Here is a 15,185-nt window from a genome sequence, read left to right as displayed (position 1 = left end):
ACAAATCACCACCAGAATCACCACAGCCTTCAAAATCAACTGCCCCGTACGCACCCTCTTCGAAAACCCCACCATCCACCAACTCGCCCAATGGGTCGAGATTTCGGTGACCGCGGATGTCACGGGGCTGCCGATCGAAGATGTACGACGCATGCTTGCCGCCCGCTACTTCGGCACCGACGGACCGGCCTGATCCGGTAACGAGAACTCCGGAGAAATTCCATGCCACAAACGCGGCACATACGCACGATCGAGGGTGAAGGCGGGTTGCGGGACGACCTGTTGGCCGACGGTTCCGTACTCTTCCGCGGATCCGCCCTCAAGGCGCTCTCGGAGGACCGGGGCGAGGTGGACCGCTACGGCGCGCCGATCCCGGACGACGTCCTGGTCATCGACGACATGCTGACGGCGCACAGCCGCGCGCCGTTCACCGGGCCGCGGCGGATCGCCGTGGCGATGGCGGAGGCGTACAACGCCCGTGACGATGGCGTCTGACCGTCCCCCGGGGGCTCCGGGCCCGCACACGCCGTGCGCGGTGGCCGCTTTCCTGGAGCAGTCCGCCTGGGGCAGAAGGATCGTCCCCGCCCTCTGGCTCGGGCCCGCCGGCTGCGAGGGGAGACCGCCGCGTGAGCCTGTCGCTCGCCCCACACCGGCCGCCGCCAGGGGTGTCCTGCCGACCGAGGTCGTCCGGACCATGGTGTGGTCACGGCTGCAGGCGTTGGCCGGCGAGCTGACGGGGCCCTCGGCGGACGTCTGGCGCGCCTTCGCCCGGCAGTGGAACCACGGCTACACACCGGTCGTACCGTGGCCTCCTGGCCGGAGCACGACACCCCTCGGCCATGCCGCACGCGGCTGTGCGGGCCACGGCCTGGCGTGGCAGTGGCTGCCGAGCGGCTGGGAGCAGGCTCCCGCCGGCCAGGTGTTGCACGGGCTCGGGGTCGACCCGGTGCCCTGGGACACCGGCTTCGTCCGAGATTTCGCCTGCGGTGACGAGGCGGAACTCGCCTGCGCTCTCCACTGCCATCTGCGACTGCGGTCCTTGACCGAGACGGTCATGGGCTGCGCCGTGCGGCTGCGTGCGCTCGTGGTGCGGGACCCGTCACCGGACCCGCCCGGCGAGTCCGCCACAGCCCGGCTGCACGAGCCCTATGTGCTGTGGGGCGCGCAGCGGGAGCTGTCCGCCTTGCTCGACGAGGTGACCCGGCAGGGCGATCTGCTGGTGCGTGAGGCGGAGGGCCGGACCGAGCACCGGGCCCAGGCGGTCGCGAGGGCGCTGGAAAGCCAGGTGCGCGGGGCGGGGACGATGGCGTTCTTCGCCCAGCAGCAACTGGGGCCGGCCCTGCGGGCGATGGATCTCGGCGGCCGCTCCTCGCGGGGACGACGGCCAGGACACGAGCCGGGCGGCGGCGTGATCGCCGCGGCGACCGCTCGGCTGGCCGCCATCCGGTCGCTGCGACAGGACGGTACGCCCGGCCCCGACGCGGTGACGCACGCCCTGGAGGCCCTCGACCACGCCCGGTGGATCACCACGGCGCTGGGCACGGTGCTCGACGGGCGACCCGGTACCGGGTACGGCGTCGACCCGCCGACACCCGGTGGGACGCGGACGCCGCCGGCGTGAGGCGGGCCCGCGCCGGCCCACCGCGGCAGGACACCGCACGGCGCGCGCCGGATCGAGCATGTCGATCCGGCGCGCGCCGTGCGGTGTCACCTTGCCCGGACGGGCCAGTTCAGCAGTTTGAGTCTCGATACGAGCACCGGTTCGTTGGCGACCGGGACGGTGAGGGAGATCCGCGCCGTACCAAGGTGGGCGGAGCGTTCGACGGCGATGTCATCGATGGACACGCCAGCCTCCGCCACGTCACCGAAGAGCTGTGCGTACTCCTTGGGCTCGTCTCCCACCACGACCTCCACGGTGGCGAAGGACGCGGCCGGCACGCCGTACTTCCCGGGTACGGCGACCTGTCCCTGGGCTCCCCTGCGCAGGAGGTCCAGCAGCGCCGCCGCCCCCGGAGCGTCGGGTGCGCGGAGCACGGCGGCGGTGCCGAGGGCATCCTCGGCGAACGCCTCCAGCACCTCCGCCACCGCGGTGGCGTTGGCGGACAACAGGTCCGCCCAGACCTCCGGGCTGGCGGACGCACCCCGGGTGACGTCCCGGAGCTCCTTCCCGGCCAGCCGCAGAGCGGAGGCCTCGCTGTCACGCAACCGGCCGGCCAGCAGGGCGGAGATCAGATGAGGGGCGTGGGAGACGAGTGCCATGGCCCGGTCGTGCCGCTCCGCGTCCAGGAAGACCGGGGTGGCGCCGCACAAGGACACGAGTTCCAACGCGATGTTCAGCGACCGGTTGGCGGTGCGCTCCGTGGGGACCAGCACCCAGGGGCGTCCATCGAAGAGGTCGGGCTTGGCAGCGAGTGGTCCCGAACGTCCGTTGCCCACGAGGGGGTGTCCGCCCACGACGGACGTCGGGTCGCAGCCGAGGGCCTCGATCTCGCGTTTCGGCGGCGCCTTCACCCCTGCGACATCGGTGTAACACCGGGCGACGCCCTCCCGCTGGAGGGCCGCCAATTCGGTGGCCACCGCGGCGGGCGGCACCGCGAGGACGGCGACGTCCACGGGGCCGGCCGGGGCCGCGGTGGTGCCCGCCCCGACATCCTCCGCGGTGCGCGCCGCATCGGCATCGGTGTCCCGCAGATGGGTGACGACGCCGCCTGCCCGCAGGGCCAGCGCGATCGACGTGCCGATCGCGCCGGTTCCCACTATGAGGGCGGAGCGCATGGGCGCTGCCTGTCGTACCGCGTCATGGCTAGCCTCGCGGGGCGAGGTCGTAGAAGCACATGCGGGGACCGGCGGTAGCCCGGGTCAGTACGCGCCGGCAGGTGAGCTTGGACCGCTCGATGACGTCGGCCCAGTCCGACCTGTCGACGGGGAAGCCCTGGTCGGTCAGCACATGCATCAGGAAGAAGTCGGAGTCGTTCTCCCGGTCGTCGTAGTACGGCTCCGGCTCGCCGATCAGCAGCATCTTCTCGCCGGTGAGGACCGCGGCGTAGGCGTCGAGGATGTCCACGACGGCCTGGTCGCCGTCCCGGAAGTGCTCGTGCAGGACGCCGATGCCACTGATGACTTCGACCCCGTTGCACACCTCCGGCCAGCTCGCGGGGTCGAAGGCGTCGCCGACCACGAACTCCAGCCGGTCCTCCAGGCCGTGGCGCCGTGCCTGTTCCCGGGCGACCTCGACGGCGGCGGGAGCGATGTCCAGGCCGACGCCGGTCACTTCGGGATCGCTGAGGCAGACGTCGATCAGCAGCTGGCCCGCTCCACAGCCGAGATCCAGGATGCGCTTGGCCCCCCGGCCGGCCATCGCCTCCCGAACGATCGGCGTGTAGTACTTCGCGAAGACGGTGCCGCAGTGCCGGCTGAGGGGGCCGTTGCTGCGCTGGACATCGGTGCCGTACACCGCCTTGCCGGTGATCAGATCGCTCATCCGCTGGGTGACCGGCCCGTAGGCCTCCACGTAGAAGCCGAGCCGGGCGAGCGATATCTCCGAGGTGAGCAGCTCGCCCTTGTAGGTGAGGCTGTAGGTGCCCTGCCACTCCTCCAGCAGCCCCCGCACCACGAGGTAGCGAAGGACGTTCGCGGCGATGCGCTGGTTCATGCCGTCCAGGAGACCCGTGCCGGCGCTGTTGCGGCCGTCGCGCAGCCGCTGGAGCAGACCGGTGTCGGACAGCGCGTGAATGGCGTGGCACAGATGCATGGCGCTGATGAGGTCCGGCATGGTGGACATCTGGAACTGCTGCCAGACGTCGATCAGCTCCACGTCGCGCAGCTCTGCCACCTCGGCCCGCGCGGACTGCGAGTAGCCACTCCGAATTTCCATGAGTACGTCTCCGTCGTCAGGCGGCGCTGTCGAGCACCGCTGAAATCCAGTCGGTCAGACTCTTGTTGCTCTGCTGAGCTGCCCTCTCCCAACGCCGGACGCGGTTCTCCGCCAACCGGAGACTCAGCTCTATCTCGCCGGTCCGGGGCGCGATCTCGTCGGGTGTCGTGCTCGCCTTGATCTGCCTGCGCAGCTCGTTGCGCGACCACTTGAAGCGCTCGGCGAAGTCCAGCCAGTGGTCCTGCTGGTCCTCGGGCAGCCCGGCGACCTCCATGTGATGCTGGAAGGTCAGCTTCTCGCGTCGGCGGGCAGGCGGAAACTTCCTGGCGATCCATGAATAGTTGCGCAGGGTCTGGTAGTCGAGCAGGGTCTCCCGCATAGCCCGCTGATACCGATCGCGATACTTCTGCTGTCCGAAGACGAGCCAATCACCGATCCACCAGGCGGAGGAGTCGGAGATCGACAGAATGCGGTCGCCGATGCGGCACCACTCGTCCAGCGGAAGGTTGTCCGGGAGACGCAGCCGCATTCTCTCCATGGAGAGGGACATCTCACCGGAGAGCAGTCCGGACGCGATATCTGCCGGAACCCGTTCCCGCTGGCAACGCGTTTCGTGGGAGTGTGCTTTCAGAAGGTGGGTGGCCATCAGATCAGTTCCCCTGGATTGCAGCGTTTCTCCGTCGGGCTTACCAGGAACGAAGTCACGGTCCCCAGCCGGAGTCCGAGAGAATCATTGCCGCGGGCTGCCTGACGATGGCGGTCGACGCTTCGGCGTACGACGGCGCCACCGGCAACAGAATCGCCAGAACGACACCCAGCACGGCAACCACAATTTTCCCGAGGTATTGCACCACGAGTTTGTTCCCCCTTCGCGTTTTTATTTCAGCGCGGTCTCCATCCTTGCCGCCACTTGCGCATACCGACGAGAGGGGAACGGGTGCACGAAGGTAACGTGCACCTTTGTGAACGACGATCAAGTGTGCTCGAACCCAGACACATGCGACACCTCCACTCGCTCGGACATCTGCCCGGCCGCGCTGCGCCACTACCGATCGGCGCTGCAAAGAGGAGAGACGGCGGCCCCATCGGTGCCTGCCTGCCTGGTGAAGCTGGGCCTCGTGCGCCCTCGCCCCGACGATGCGAAAACCGCGGAGCCGGTCCCCCCGCAGGCGGCGGCCTACGCGGTGTTGCAGCCCTTGCAGGAGGAACTGGCCGCCATGCGGGGGAAGGAGAGGTCTCTCATGGCGACCTTCGCGTTGCTCGAAGAGGTCTACACGGAGACTCGAAGGGGTGAGCAGCAGCCGTTCACGCTGCATCGCGGAGAAGCCGCCATCAACGGCGCGTTGGCGGCTGCGGTGGACACCTGCCAGGAGGAACTGCTGACCGCCCAGCCCGGTGGCGGCCGGAGAGCCGACGATCTCGCCCAGGCGCTCGAGCGCGACATGCGGCTGCTCGCCCGAGGGACGCGGCAGCGGACCGTGTACCAGCACACGGTCCGCCACCACCGGCCGACACTGGCCTACATCAGCCAGATCACCGGAGCCGGCGCGGAAGTGCGGACGCTGGCCGAGGTGTTCGAGCGACTGATCATCTGCGACCGCACGGTCGCCTTCATCCCGGTGTCCGAAGACCGCGGCACCGCGGCGCTCGAAGTACGGCATCCGGCCGTGGTCCGCTTCCTCGCCCGTTCCTTCGACCGCGACTGGAACCGCAGCATCCCGGTGGAGGACCCCGACTCGGCGCTGCGACCGCGCGTCATCGTGTCGGACATCCAGCGCACGATCCTGCTGGCCGTCGTGTCGGGGGAGACCGACGAATCCATCGCGCGACGGCTGGGGATGAGCCGTCGCAGTGTCGCGGAGCACGTACGCAAGGTGTCGGAGCACCTCGGCAGCGGAAGCCGTGCGCAGCTCGGCTATCTGCTGGCCACTTCCGGATTCCTCCCGGTCGGCGACCCCGACGCCGCCGGCGGCGCTCCCTGAAGGGCCGGCCGCGTCCCTGAGCCTTTCGCACGACCGAAGTCGGATCAGGTCGTCCGCTCACCCGGGAGATAGGTGAACTCGAACTCGAGGCCGTTGATGTCGAAGGCATAGAAGCTTTCGACCCCGTCGCTGTCGACGACGATCTCGGTGGGCGGCACGTCCCGGAGGAAGGTGTAGCCGCCGGTTTCGTACACGTCTGTCCAGCGCTCACGCCACGCCCGCAGCTGCTCCGGGCTCCGCACCTCGATGCAGGCGTGCTGGAACTGGTTCGTGTCCGCCGGCGGCCCGGCGGCGTGCTCCGGGCCGCGCGTGAACAGATGGAACCGCAGCCCGCCAGCCACGACCTCCGCGAGGCCGGAGAGCCCGGGCAGCCGTTCCGTGCTCAGGTCGGAGAAGGTGTCGAGGGTCCAGGCGACCTCGGCACCCAGGAACTCCCGGTACCAGGCAATGCTGGCATCGAGATCGGCGGTCTGGACGGCCAGGTGATGGAGCGTCAGCTGCGCCGGGACGGGCTTGGGCACGGTGTCGAGCACGGCGGCATCCTTCGGTGGTGAGGTCATCGGCATGCCGCGTACGTCTGTCGACCGCGCGGGCTCGCGGCGGCTCGCAGCAGCCCCTGTCCCTGGTCGCTCCCGACGGCGCAGACCTTGCCCAGCGAGTACGCGGGCGCGACTTCGACCTGGTGGCCGCGAGTGCGCAGTTCCTCCACCACCTCGGGATCGCAGGTGCTCTCCACGGCGAGCACCTTGGGCCTGGACTCGTGCGGGGTGAACGAGGCGGAGAAGTGGTCGGTGTGGAAGGCCAGCGTCTCCGTCGCGGTCTGCAGGTCGGCGCCGAAGTCGGCGACGGCCAGGAAGAAGCCGAGGGTCCACTGGTCCTGACGGTCGCCACCGGGCGTGCCGAAGGCGAGCGCCGGCTTGCCGTCCCGCAGCGCCAGCGTGGGGCTGAGGGTGGTGCGGGGCCGGCGGCGGGGACCGACGGAGTTGGGGTGGCCCTCGGTCAGGGTCATCGTCTGGCCGCGGGTACCGAGCGAGAAGCCGAGACCGGGCACCACCGGGGAGCTCTTGAGCCAGCCGCCACTGGGGACCGCGACCACCATGTTGCCGAAGCGGTCGGCCACGGCGATGGTGCAGGTGTCGTTACGGGCGGCGGTGGCCTTGACCACGGTGGGCAGGCCGTTCTTGATCTGGTCGCGCCAGTCGCCTCCGGGCAGCAGGGTCTCCATGGCCTGCTCAGGGACGACGGGCGTGCGTCCGTCCGGGGAGCCGGGCCGCAGCACTCCGGCTGCCTTGGCCTCCACCATTGCCCGGCGCTCCGCCGTGTACGCGGCGCTCAGCAGGGTGTCGAGCGGGACGTCGCTGTGATCGGGATCGCCGTACCACGCCTCACGGTCCGCGAAGGCGAGCTTGGAGCACTCGATCACGGTGTGGATGTACTCCGCGCTGTCCAGCCCCATGGCGCCGAGGTCGAAGCCGTCGAGCAGTGCCAGTTGCTGAAGGAAGACCGGGCTCTGGGACCAGGGGCCGGGCTTGTGCACCGTGTAGGGGCCGTACGGAAGGCTCAGCGACGGCTCGACCGTGGCGCGCCAGTCGGCCAGGTCCTGCCCGGTGAGCAGGCCGCGGTGGCGGCGCCCGGTGGAGTCGAGGACCTCGGTGCTGGTGACGAACGCGTCGATGGCCTCGGCGACGAAGCCCTGGTAGAAGGCGCGTTCGGCGGCTTCGATCTGGGCCTCACGCCCGCCGCCGACGGCGGCCGCCTCCTTCAGCAGACGCTTGTAGGTGTCCGCGAGCGCCTGGTTGCGGAACAGCGCACCGGCCTTCGGCGGGCGTCCGCCGGGCAGGTAGACCCGTCCCGACTCGGTCCACTCCTCGGCGAAGAGCGGGGCGAGCACATCGATGGCGTCCGCCGCGCCGGGCAGCAGGGGAACGCCGTTCTCGGCGTATCCGATGGCGTGTTCCAGGATGTCGTCGAGCGGCAGCGTGCCGTGCTCGGCCAGCGTGCGCATCCAGGCGCCGAAGGCTCCGGGCACCACGGCGGGCAGCAGTCCGGAGCCGGGTATGTGGCTCAGCCCCAGGGACCGGAAGTGTTCGACCGTGGCTGTGGCGGGCATCGGGCCCTGGCCACAGACGACCTGGACGGAGTCGGTGGCCGCCGCGTACGACAGCACCGGTACGTCACCGCCGAGTCCGTTGAAGTGCGGCTCCACGACCTGGAGGACGAAACCCGCCGCGGCCGCGGCGTCGAAGGCGTTGCCGCCGCGCTCCAGAATCGACATGGCGGCCGCGGTCGGCAGCCAGTGCGTGGAGGAGACGGCACCGAAGGTGCCGCTGAGTTCCGGGCGTCCTGCGTTCACCGCGACACACCGCCCTGGGCTTCCATCTGGTCGATCAGGCTCTTGGGACGCATATCCGTCCAGTTCTCCTCTATGTACGCGAGGCAGTTCTGCCGACTGTCCTCCGGGAAAGCGATACGCCAGCCCTGTGGAACGTCGGCGAACGAAGGCCAGAGGGAGTACTGCATCTCATCGTTGATGAGAACGAGAAAGGTTCCGTTCTCGTCGTCAAAAGGGTTTCCCATGGCTGCCGCCCACCATCCTTCTCATCGTCTCGCCAGCGGGACACGACGATATCGTGTGGCCATCCAATTCTTGCCGATCCGCAGAGGTGCAACTCATGGAAAGCGCAGAGGAATTCGTCTTCGCACGGCACCTGACGAAGCAGCCGCTGGCACCGGAGGAACGACGGGCGCGACTACAGAACCCGACATTCGGGACGGTCTTCACCGAGCACATGGCAACCGTCCGTTATACCGAGGGAGAGGGCTGGTACGACGCCCGGATCGAGCCCTTCGGCCCGCTCCCTCTGTCGCCGGCGACCGCCGCTCTCCACTACGGCCAGGAGGTTTTCGAGGGGCTCAAGGCATATCGCAGGCCGGACGGCCGTGCCCAGCTCTTCCGCCCCGCGGACAACGCACGGCGGCTGCGGCAGTCGGCGCACCGGCTGGCCATGCCGGCCGTTCCCGAGAGCGCGTTTCTGGGCGCTGTGCGGGAGCTGGTCACGACGGATCTGGACTGGCTGCCGGATGGGCCCGGGACCAGCCTGTATCTGCGCCCCTTCCAGATAGCGACCGAGGAGTACCTCGGGATGCGCCCGGCCCGGGAGTATCTCTTCGGCGTGATCGCCTGCCCGGTGGCCGGGGGACTCACGGGGACGGCCGCGGCAATGACCGTCTGGATCTCCGACGACCACACCCGGGCGGCACCGGGCGGCACCGGCGCGGCCAAGTGCGGCGGAAACTACGCCGCTTCGATGCTGCCGCAGGCGCGAGCGCTGGAGGCCGGCTGCGACCAGGTCGTCTACCTCGATGCCGCGCAACGGCGGTACGTGGAGGAACTGGGCGGGATGAACGTCTTCTTCGTGTTTGACGACGGTTCCCTGCTCACACCGCCCCTCAGTGACTCGATCCTGCCCGGTGTCACGCGTGATTCGGTCATCACACTGGCGCGGGCCGAGGGCCTGACGGTGGAGCAGCGCCCCTATGGCGTCGACGAATGGCGGACCGACATCGCCTCGGGTCGGCTGCGGGAGGTGTTCTCCTGCGGCACCGCAGCCGTGGTCGCCCCGATCGGCGCCGTACGCGGGGCCATCGGTGACCTGTGCATAGGCGACGGCGGACCGGGCCCGGTGACGGAGCGCCTGCGCACCGCGCTCACGGCCATCCAGTACGGCCGTAGCAGCGACCCGTACGGATGGACGACCCGGATCGCCTGACCGGTTCGGTCCCGGAGAGGTCGTCCGGCCGCTCCGGGAGGACGAAGAGGCCCTCGGCGCCGAGGGCCTCTTCGTCCTGAGCGAGATCAGCCGGCGGCGACGGACTTGTCGCCGGTGAGCAGCACTCCCAGGCAGTAACTGCCCGGCTGGGCCTTCTTGGTGACGAAATGATGCACCGTTCCCGCGGGGATCAGCATGACGGCCGGCGAGACGAGTTCGTGGGTCTCGCCGTCGGCCACTACCTCGATGACCGCGCCGCCGGGCTCCGGCGACATCAGGACGTAGATCTCCGGGACCTCGTGCGTGTGCGGGGCCGCGACGGGCTTGCCGACCTTGTCGCTGATCTCACCGCCCGCGATCTCGATGGGCTGCCCGCCGAGCATCTCCTTGGTGAGGAAGAAGGGGGTCTGGTCGTAGTGACCGGGAATCGTCTGGAAGACAGGCAGGTCCTGCTCGACGAGCGGCCGCTGCCGACCGGTCTGCGAAACGGCTTCGGTGGTCATGGTGTCTCCTGGTGGTCACGCCGGCGTGAGGCGGTAGATGAAGCTGAAGGCGGGGAGGTCGATCATGCGGCGGTCGGCGATGCGCCAGCCGCCCTCTTCGATGGTCGAGGCCCACTCGTCCAGGCTCGGCAGGTACTGGCCCATCACCGCGTGCACCGTTTCGAAGCCGAGCGTGAACATGGGGTGTTCGGGTCCGTGCACGTCGGTGGACCGGCAGGTGTCGCCCAGGACGAGGTTCTTGATGTTGGGGAAGGTCTCACGCAGGGCGCGCAGGGTCTGCACGGCGTTCTCACGGGGCCAGAAGTCGTGCCCCATCAGGAAGCAGGTGACCAGGTCCACGTCCTGGTACTCGGGTCGCGGGGTCAGGTCCAGCACGTCGTCCTGCACCAGGGTGATGCGGTCCGCGAGTCCGGCCTCGGCGACCGCGTCCGTGGAGACGGCTATGGCCCCCTCTGCCACGTCGATGCCGATCGCGCTGATCTCCGGCCGCATGTCGGCCAGCATGACGATCCGGTCGCCGCTGCCGCAGCCGAGGTCGGCGACCGTGTCGATGTCGAGGTCACGGATCAGATCCCGGAACGGCGGGTCGAAGAAGCTCCGGGCGATGTTGCGGCAGGCGACGCTGATGGCGCGGGCGTCCCGGCGTACGTGGTCACCCTTTCTGTCCTCGTTCACGACCTTGGTGGGGAGGGTCGTCAGCAGCTCACCGCAGCCCCGCGTGAGCCAGTAGAAGAAGCCCTTGGTGCTGAAAGCCGGCTCGAAGCCCATGTCGGTGAACGCCGTCGTACGGAGCGGGTCGAGCGACACGATGCGCCGGGCGGAGAGGGCCACGAGCAGAGCGCGGACGCTCTCGGGGTGGGCGTTCCGGTCCCGGGCGAATTCCGCTATGTCGATCTGGCGCTTCACGGCCAGCTCGTCCAGCAGGCCGATCTCCCACGCCGCGCTGAGCGCGGCCGAGGCGATGGCCCCGTTGAACGTGTCGGCGCAGTACTGGGCCTCGGCTGCCGACTGCTCTGCTTCTGGGGCTGTAGTCATGCGAACACCTGTTTCTTCGAGTGTCGGTTCAGGAGGCGGAGACGGGCTGGCCGATCTCGGCCGCCGGCACGCACGCGAGATCGACGAGTTCGAGCAGTGCTCCGGCGAAAGAGTCCTTCAGCGCCAGGACGCCGTCGGTCATGAGCTCGGGGGGCTCGGGTGCGGCGTCCGGATCGCGGAGCGGGTAGAGCCCGTTGGCACGGATGTCGAGAAGGATCGCGTGGACCCGCCGGATGAACTGGCGTACCACCGTGTCGCGTGGCACAGGCGCCCTGCTGGTCAGGAAGATGCCGTCGTAGAACCACAGCAGCGTCTCCCGCTTGAGCTGGCGCGTCTGCTGGCGGGCTTTCGGCGAGAGCAGCAGAGACACCCCGGAAGGCACGACCCGCGCCGCTATGCCTTCGTGGATCTGCTCGTTCAGCTGGCACTCCAGGGAGAGCTCGGCCGCTTCCAGCTGGCTGCCCAGGCTGGTCTTGCCCCGGATGAGCGGCCGGACGTCCGCGTAGTCGCGAGCCCAGGCGCCGCTGAGGTTGGGATGGAGGCGTGCCATGGGGTCCCTGATGACCCGTTCGTACACATCCTGCGGTGGGGAGCTCGCATACAGCAGCATCAGGGAGTACGCACGGACCAGGTGGCGTGCCCTGCGGGCGAGTTCGTCGGCGGCGGTGCCGTTGTCCGCGAACCGGGCCTGGTGCAGGGTCTCGGCCAGGAGCTGCCACACGACGAACGTCGTCTGATGACCGGTGATCCACCGGAACCAGAACAGCCGCTCCATCTCCGAGTCGTCGGCCGGCCGCAACGCGGCCGCGCTCTCGGCGTCGTACTCCCACACGGCGGAACCCCCCAACGGGATCTCCGCGGCGTTGTTCCGGGAGGAGCTCTCAGCGGTGGTCCACTGCGACCACTTCGCGGGGAGAGCGAGCGGCTCCAGGCCATAGAGATGGCCACCATATTCCCAATTACCCGACCTCGGTGACGCGGTCGAGAGATCTCTTGCATCAGAGAAATTCATGAGTGCTTTCTGGGTGGTAGAAGAACTCCGACATTTTGGGGGACATAAGGCTTGGCGCGGGATCGCGACTCAACCTACCGGCCGGAAGTTCCCCTGTGCGTTGTCGGCCGACCTGTCTCGCCGGCGGGACAGCACCCGGATCCGGCGCCCGCGGTCGGCTAGCCTTTCCCTGCTTTCCCAGAAGAGGAGGAATACCTTGTCGCAGCGCACCCTCATTGCCGCGGGAACCCATTTCGAGAAAATATTCGGATATTCTCGCGCCGTCCGGACAGGCCCCTGGGTGACCGTCGCGGGCTGTACCGCCGCCGCACCCGGCGGACCGGTGGGCGGGTCGGACATCGTCGCGCAGTCGGCCGAGTGCCTGCGCCGGATCCAGGGTGCGCTCGAGGACGCCGGCGCCGGTCTGAACGACGTGGTGCGCACCCGCTTCTACGTCACGGACATCAGCGCCCTGGAGGCCATCGGGGCCGTCCACCTCGAGTACTTCGGGGACATCCGGCCGGCCAGCACCATCGTGGAGGTGTCGGCCCTCGCCCACCCCTCGCTGCTGGTGGAGATCGAGGCCGACGCCGTCGTCACCGACGCTGTCGGCTGAGGGCGGGGCCGGCCATGCGCACGGGAGTGATGATCCTTCCGGAGAAGCGCTGGGCCCAGTCCGCGCGACTGTGGCAGAGCGTCGACGAGCTGGGCTACGACTCCGCCTGGACGTACGACCATCTGTCCTGGCGCAGCCTGCAGGACGGGGCCTGGTTCTCCACCTTTCCGGTGCTCGCCGCCGCTGCGGTCGTCACCCACCGGGTGACTCTGGGCACCATGGTGACCTCCCCCAATTTCCGGCACCCGGTGACGGCGGCCAAGGATGCCGTCGCCCTGGACGACATCTCCGGCGGGCGGTTCGTCCTGGGTGTCGGGGCGGGTTCGGTCGGGGCGGGCGACTCGCACGTGCTCACCCGCGAGGACCTGACACCGGGTGAGCGTGCCGCTCGGTTCGCGGAGTTCGTGGAGCTGACGGACCGGTTGCTCCGCGCCGACGTGACGACCTTCACGGGCGAGCACTTCTCCGCGTACGAGGCCAGGATGATCCCCGGCTGCATCCAGCGACCCCGGCTGCCGCTGGCCATCGCCGCCGGCGGACCGCGCGGGCTCGACCTCGCCGCCCGGCACGGCCAGGCGTGGGTGACGACCGGCCCCAGGAACTGGGCGAAGGGCTTCACACCGGAGGAGTGTCTCGACGCGGTCACCACCCAGGTCACCGCGCTGCGTGAGGCGTGCTCCCGGCACGGCCGGGAGTTCGCGGAAATGGACCGCATCTTCGTGGTCACGCCGCCCGCGGGGGACTTCCTGTCCTCCCCCGACGCCTTCCGGGCGCAGGCGGAGCGGTACGCGAAGGCGGGGATCACCCACCTGGTACTGCACGCCCCGCGGGAGCAGGGCATCTACGCGGCCGACCCCGACATCCTGCACCGCATCGCGGACGAGGCCCTGGCGGACGTCCGCGGCCTGTGAGGGGCAGCCGCACCACACGCCGAGGGCTCCGGGACTCCCTGGGGCCCTCGGCGTCCGGTGCGCTCCGGGAGCGCCCCGGGGCGCTCGTGCCGCGGGTCAGTCAGGTCGGCCGGAGGCGGGCGGGGCCGGCAGGTCGCGAAGGCGGCGCAGCGGAGTCACGAGCAGGAATCCACCCGCGGCCACCAGCGAGGCGGTCACTATGAACATGGTCCACCGGGGGCCGAGGAGCGAGGCGAGTGCGCCCCCCAGCAGAGCGCCGAGCGGGATGGTGCTGTAGTTCAGGAACAGGGTGGTCGCGGTGACGCGTCCGAGCAGGTCGGGCGGACAGTACGCCTGCCTGAAACTGACGATGATGACGTTGCAGGCCACGACGCCGGCGAGCATCACGATCGACCCGAGCACGAAGAACGCCAACCTCGGCCCGGTATCGGCGAGCGCGGCGAGCAGGCCGAACGGCGAGGCTGCGAGCTGGATGGTGCGCAGCGCGCGTGCCGTGCCCAGACGCCGGGTGAGCCGGCCGGCCAGCAAGCCACCGAGCACACCGCCCAGGCCGCCACAGGACATGAGCCAGCCGAGCGTGCCGGAGCCGACTCCGACGGTCCGTACGAGGAAGACGACCTGGACGGCCTGAAGGCCGGCCAGCGCGAGGTTGACCGCCGCGCCGAACACGGTGATCGCCCGGACGCATGGATCACCGAAGACGAAGCGCAGGCCGTCGGAGATCTCGCGGCTCAACCGCCGCCGGGGTCCTTTGACGGGACGCGCTCCGCCGGGGCGGATGGCCGTCAGACAGAGCGACGACACCACGAAGGACGCCGCGTCGAGCAACAGGCCCGGGACGCTGCCCAGGATCTGGGCGGTCAACCCGCCGAGACCGGGACCGGCGACCCTGGCGGCCTGCTCGCCGGCCTGCAGTCTCGCGTTGCGGTCCATCAGGTCCGCCGTGGCGACCAGCGAGGGCAGGTACGCCGAGTAGGCGGTGGAGAAGAAGACGGAGGCGGCACCGGACAGCAGGGCCACCCCGAGGACCTGCCAGATGGTCAGGGCCTCCAGCCACCAGGCGGCCGGCACGGTGGCGAAAACCACTGCGGACACCGTGTTGCACACGAGCATCACCCGGCGCGGCGCAAGACGGTCGACCCATGCGCCGGCGGGCAGTCCGATGATCAGCCACGGCAGCCAGGGCGCGGCGGTGAGCAGACCCATCACGAACGGCGAGGCATGGAGCGTGGTGACGGCGATGAGCGGCAGCAGGACGGACGTCACGCTGGTGCCCAGCTTGCTGGTTGTCTCCCCGATCAGCAGCAGCCGGAAGTTCCAGTGCGGAGAAAGCCCCTGGGGTTTCGCGGACTGTGCGACAGTGGGCGTGGCGGATTCCAGCGCTGCCTCCGGGACTCTATAGCGCGGTTGTTTTCTGAATGCGCCTCAGAATAAGTGTGACTGCGCCGATTTCACGCGAGCCGGTGCGAAATCGCGGCCAGAGCATCCCGGGTGTCCATTTTC

At 69.5% G+C, this 15,185-nt stretch carries 18 protein-coding genes; 7 read left to right on the top strand and 11 right to left on the bottom strand.

Going from position 1 to position 15,185, the window contains the following annotated elements; translation table 11 throughout:
- The 3 genes from AC07C1_RS16230 to AC07C1_RS16220 all read left to right on the top strand — a co-directional run.
- Nucleotides 1-193, top strand: a 193-nt coding sequence (locus tag AC07C1_RS16230; RefSeq protein WP_478939425.1) for a phosphopantetheine-binding protein, incomplete at its 5' end; no start/stop codon positions are given.
- A 29-nt stretch (nt 194-222) separates the two neighbouring features.
- Entirely contained in the window at nt 223-495 is a 273-nt protein-coding gene (locus AC07C1_RS16225; protein WP_478939462.1) for a hypothetical protein, read from the top strand.
- A gap of 199 nt (nt 496-694) precedes the next feature.
- On the top strand, nt 695-1,621 hold the full coding sequence (locus AC07C1_RS16220; protein WP_478939423.1) for a hypothetical protein: 927 nt from the start codon (nt 695-697) through the stop codon (nt 1,619-1,621).
- A gap of 86 nt (nt 1,622-1,707) precedes the next feature.
- Here AC07C1_RS16220 and AC07C1_RS16215 read toward each other — a convergent pair whose 3' ends face one another.
- The 4 genes from AC07C1_RS16215 to AC07C1_RS16200 all read right to left on the bottom strand — a co-directional run bounded on the left by AC07C1_RS16215 (nt 1,708) and on the right by AC07C1_RS16200 (nt 4,728).
- Nucleotides 1,708-2,775: a prephenate dehydrogenase gene (locus AC07C1_RS16215; protein WP_478939421.1), complete on the bottom strand. Its 1,068-nt coding sequence runs from the start codon at nt 2,773-2,775 to the stop codon at nt 1,708-1,710.
- A gap of 28 nt (nt 2,776-2,803) precedes the next feature.
- Nucleotides 2,804-3,874 (bottom strand): methyltransferase domain-containing protein, encoded by a 1,071-nt coding sequence (locus AC07C1_RS16210; RefSeq protein WP_478939419.1) that lies wholly within the window; start codon nt 3,872-3,874, stop codon nt 2,804-2,806.
- A gap of 16 nt (nt 3,875-3,890) precedes the next feature.
- The gene (locus AC07C1_RS16205) at nt 3,891-4,403 is read right to left on the bottom strand and encodes an LmbU family transcriptional regulator (protein ID WP_478939418.1); all 513 of its coding nucleotides are present in this window, start codon (nt 4,401-4,403) and stop codon (nt 3,891-3,893) included.
- Between the two features lie 172 nt (nt 4,404-4,575).
- The gene (locus AC07C1_RS16200) at nt 4,576-4,728 is read right to left on the bottom strand and encodes a hypothetical protein (protein WP_478939416.1); all 153 of its coding nucleotides are present in this window, start codon (nt 4,726-4,728) and stop codon (nt 4,576-4,578) included.
- A gap of 387 nt (nt 4,729-5,115) precedes the next feature.
- On the opposite strand from AC07C1_RS16200, the gene AC07C1_RS16195 reads away from it, so the two are divergent.
- The gene (locus AC07C1_RS16195; protein ID WP_478939414.1) at nt 5,116-5,856 is read left to right on the top strand and encodes a LuxR C-terminal-related transcriptional regulator; all 741 of its coding nucleotides are present in this window, start codon (nt 5,116-5,118) and stop codon (nt 5,854-5,856) included.
- Nucleotides 5,857-5,900: 44 nt separating this feature from the next.
- Here the strand turns inward: AC07C1_RS16195 and AC07C1_RS16190 are convergent, their stop codons facing one another.
- Genes AC07C1_RS16190 through AC07C1_RS16180 form a run of 3 tightly spaced genes read right to left on the bottom strand, consistent with a single transcriptional unit; the run spans nt 5,901 to nt 8,433 of the window.
- Nucleotides 5,901-6,389, bottom strand: coding sequence for a VOC family protein (locus AC07C1_RS16190; protein ID WP_478939412.1), 489 nt, complete (start codon nt 6,387-6,389; stop codon nt 5,901-5,903).
- Between the two features lie 23 nt (nt 6,390-6,412).
- On the bottom strand, nt 6,413-8,209 hold the full coding sequence (locus tag AC07C1_RS16185; RefSeq protein WP_478939410.1) for a gamma-glutamyltransferase family protein: 1,797 nt from the start codon (nt 8,207-8,209) through the stop codon (nt 6,413-6,415).
- Nucleotides 8,206-8,433: an MbtH family protein gene (locus AC07C1_RS16180; RefSeq protein WP_478939409.1), complete on the bottom strand. Its 228-nt coding sequence runs from the start codon at nt 8,431-8,433 to the stop codon at nt 8,206-8,208. The genes AC07C1_RS16185 and AC07C1_RS16180 overlap by 4 nt, the downstream gene beginning before the upstream one ends.
- A 95-nt stretch (nt 8,434-8,528) precedes the next feature.
- On the opposite strand from AC07C1_RS16180, the gene AC07C1_RS16175 reads away from it, so the two are divergent.
- Entirely contained in the window at nt 8,529-9,626 is a 1,098-nt protein-coding gene (locus AC07C1_RS16175) for a branched-chain amino acid aminotransferase (protein ID WP_478939407.1), read from the top strand.
- Nucleotides 9,627-9,712: 86 nt separating this feature from the next.
- Here the strand turns inward: AC07C1_RS16175 and AC07C1_RS16170 are convergent, their stop codons facing one another.
- The 3 genes from AC07C1_RS16170 to AC07C1_RS16160 are packed head-to-tail and all read right to left on the bottom strand — an operon-like array spanning nt 9,713 to nt 12,011.
- Nucleotides 9,713-10,129 (bottom strand): cupin domain-containing protein, encoded by a 417-nt coding sequence (locus AC07C1_RS16170; protein WP_478939405.1) that lies wholly within the window; start codon nt 10,127-10,129, stop codon nt 9,713-9,715.
- 15 nt (nt 10,130-10,144) lie between these two features.
- Entirely contained in the window at nt 10,145-11,164 is a 1,020-nt protein-coding gene (locus AC07C1_RS16165; RefSeq protein WP_478939403.1) for a class I SAM-dependent methyltransferase, read from the bottom strand.
- A 28-nt stretch (nt 11,165-11,192) separates the two neighbouring features.
- On the bottom strand, nt 11,193-12,011 hold the full coding sequence (locus tag AC07C1_RS16160; protein ID WP_478939401.1) for an L-tyrosine 3-hydroxylase: 819 nt from the start codon (nt 12,009-12,011) through the stop codon (nt 11,193-11,195).
- A gap of 445 nt (nt 12,012-12,456) precedes the next feature.
- On the opposite strand from AC07C1_RS16160, the gene AC07C1_RS16155 reads away from it, so the two are divergent.
- Together AC07C1_RS16155 and AC07C1_RS16150 are read left to right on the top strand one after the other, a co-directional pair.
- Entirely contained in the window at nt 12,457-12,771 is a 315-nt protein-coding gene (locus AC07C1_RS16155) for a Rid family hydrolase (RefSeq protein WP_478939400.1), read from the top strand.
- Between the two features lie 14 nt (nt 12,772-12,785).
- Nucleotides 12,786-13,682: an LLM class flavin-dependent oxidoreductase gene (locus tag AC07C1_RS16150; protein ID WP_478939398.1), complete on the top strand. Its 897-nt coding sequence runs from the start codon at nt 12,786-12,788 to the stop codon at nt 13,680-13,682.
- 96 nt (nt 13,683-13,778) lie between these two features.
- Here AC07C1_RS16150 and AC07C1_RS16145 read toward each other — a convergent pair whose 3' ends face one another.
- A complete protein-coding gene (locus AC07C1_RS16145) occupies nt 13,779-14,987 on the bottom strand; it encodes an MFS transporter (RefSeq protein ID WP_478939460.1) in 1,209 nt (402 codons plus the stop codon).
- Nucleotides 14,988-15,185 lie beyond the last annotated feature (198 nt).

The sequence above is a fragment of the Streptomyces sp. NPDC045022 genome (assembly GCF_056432605.1).
This window is presented reverse-complemented; position numbering and strand designations above follow the sequence as displayed.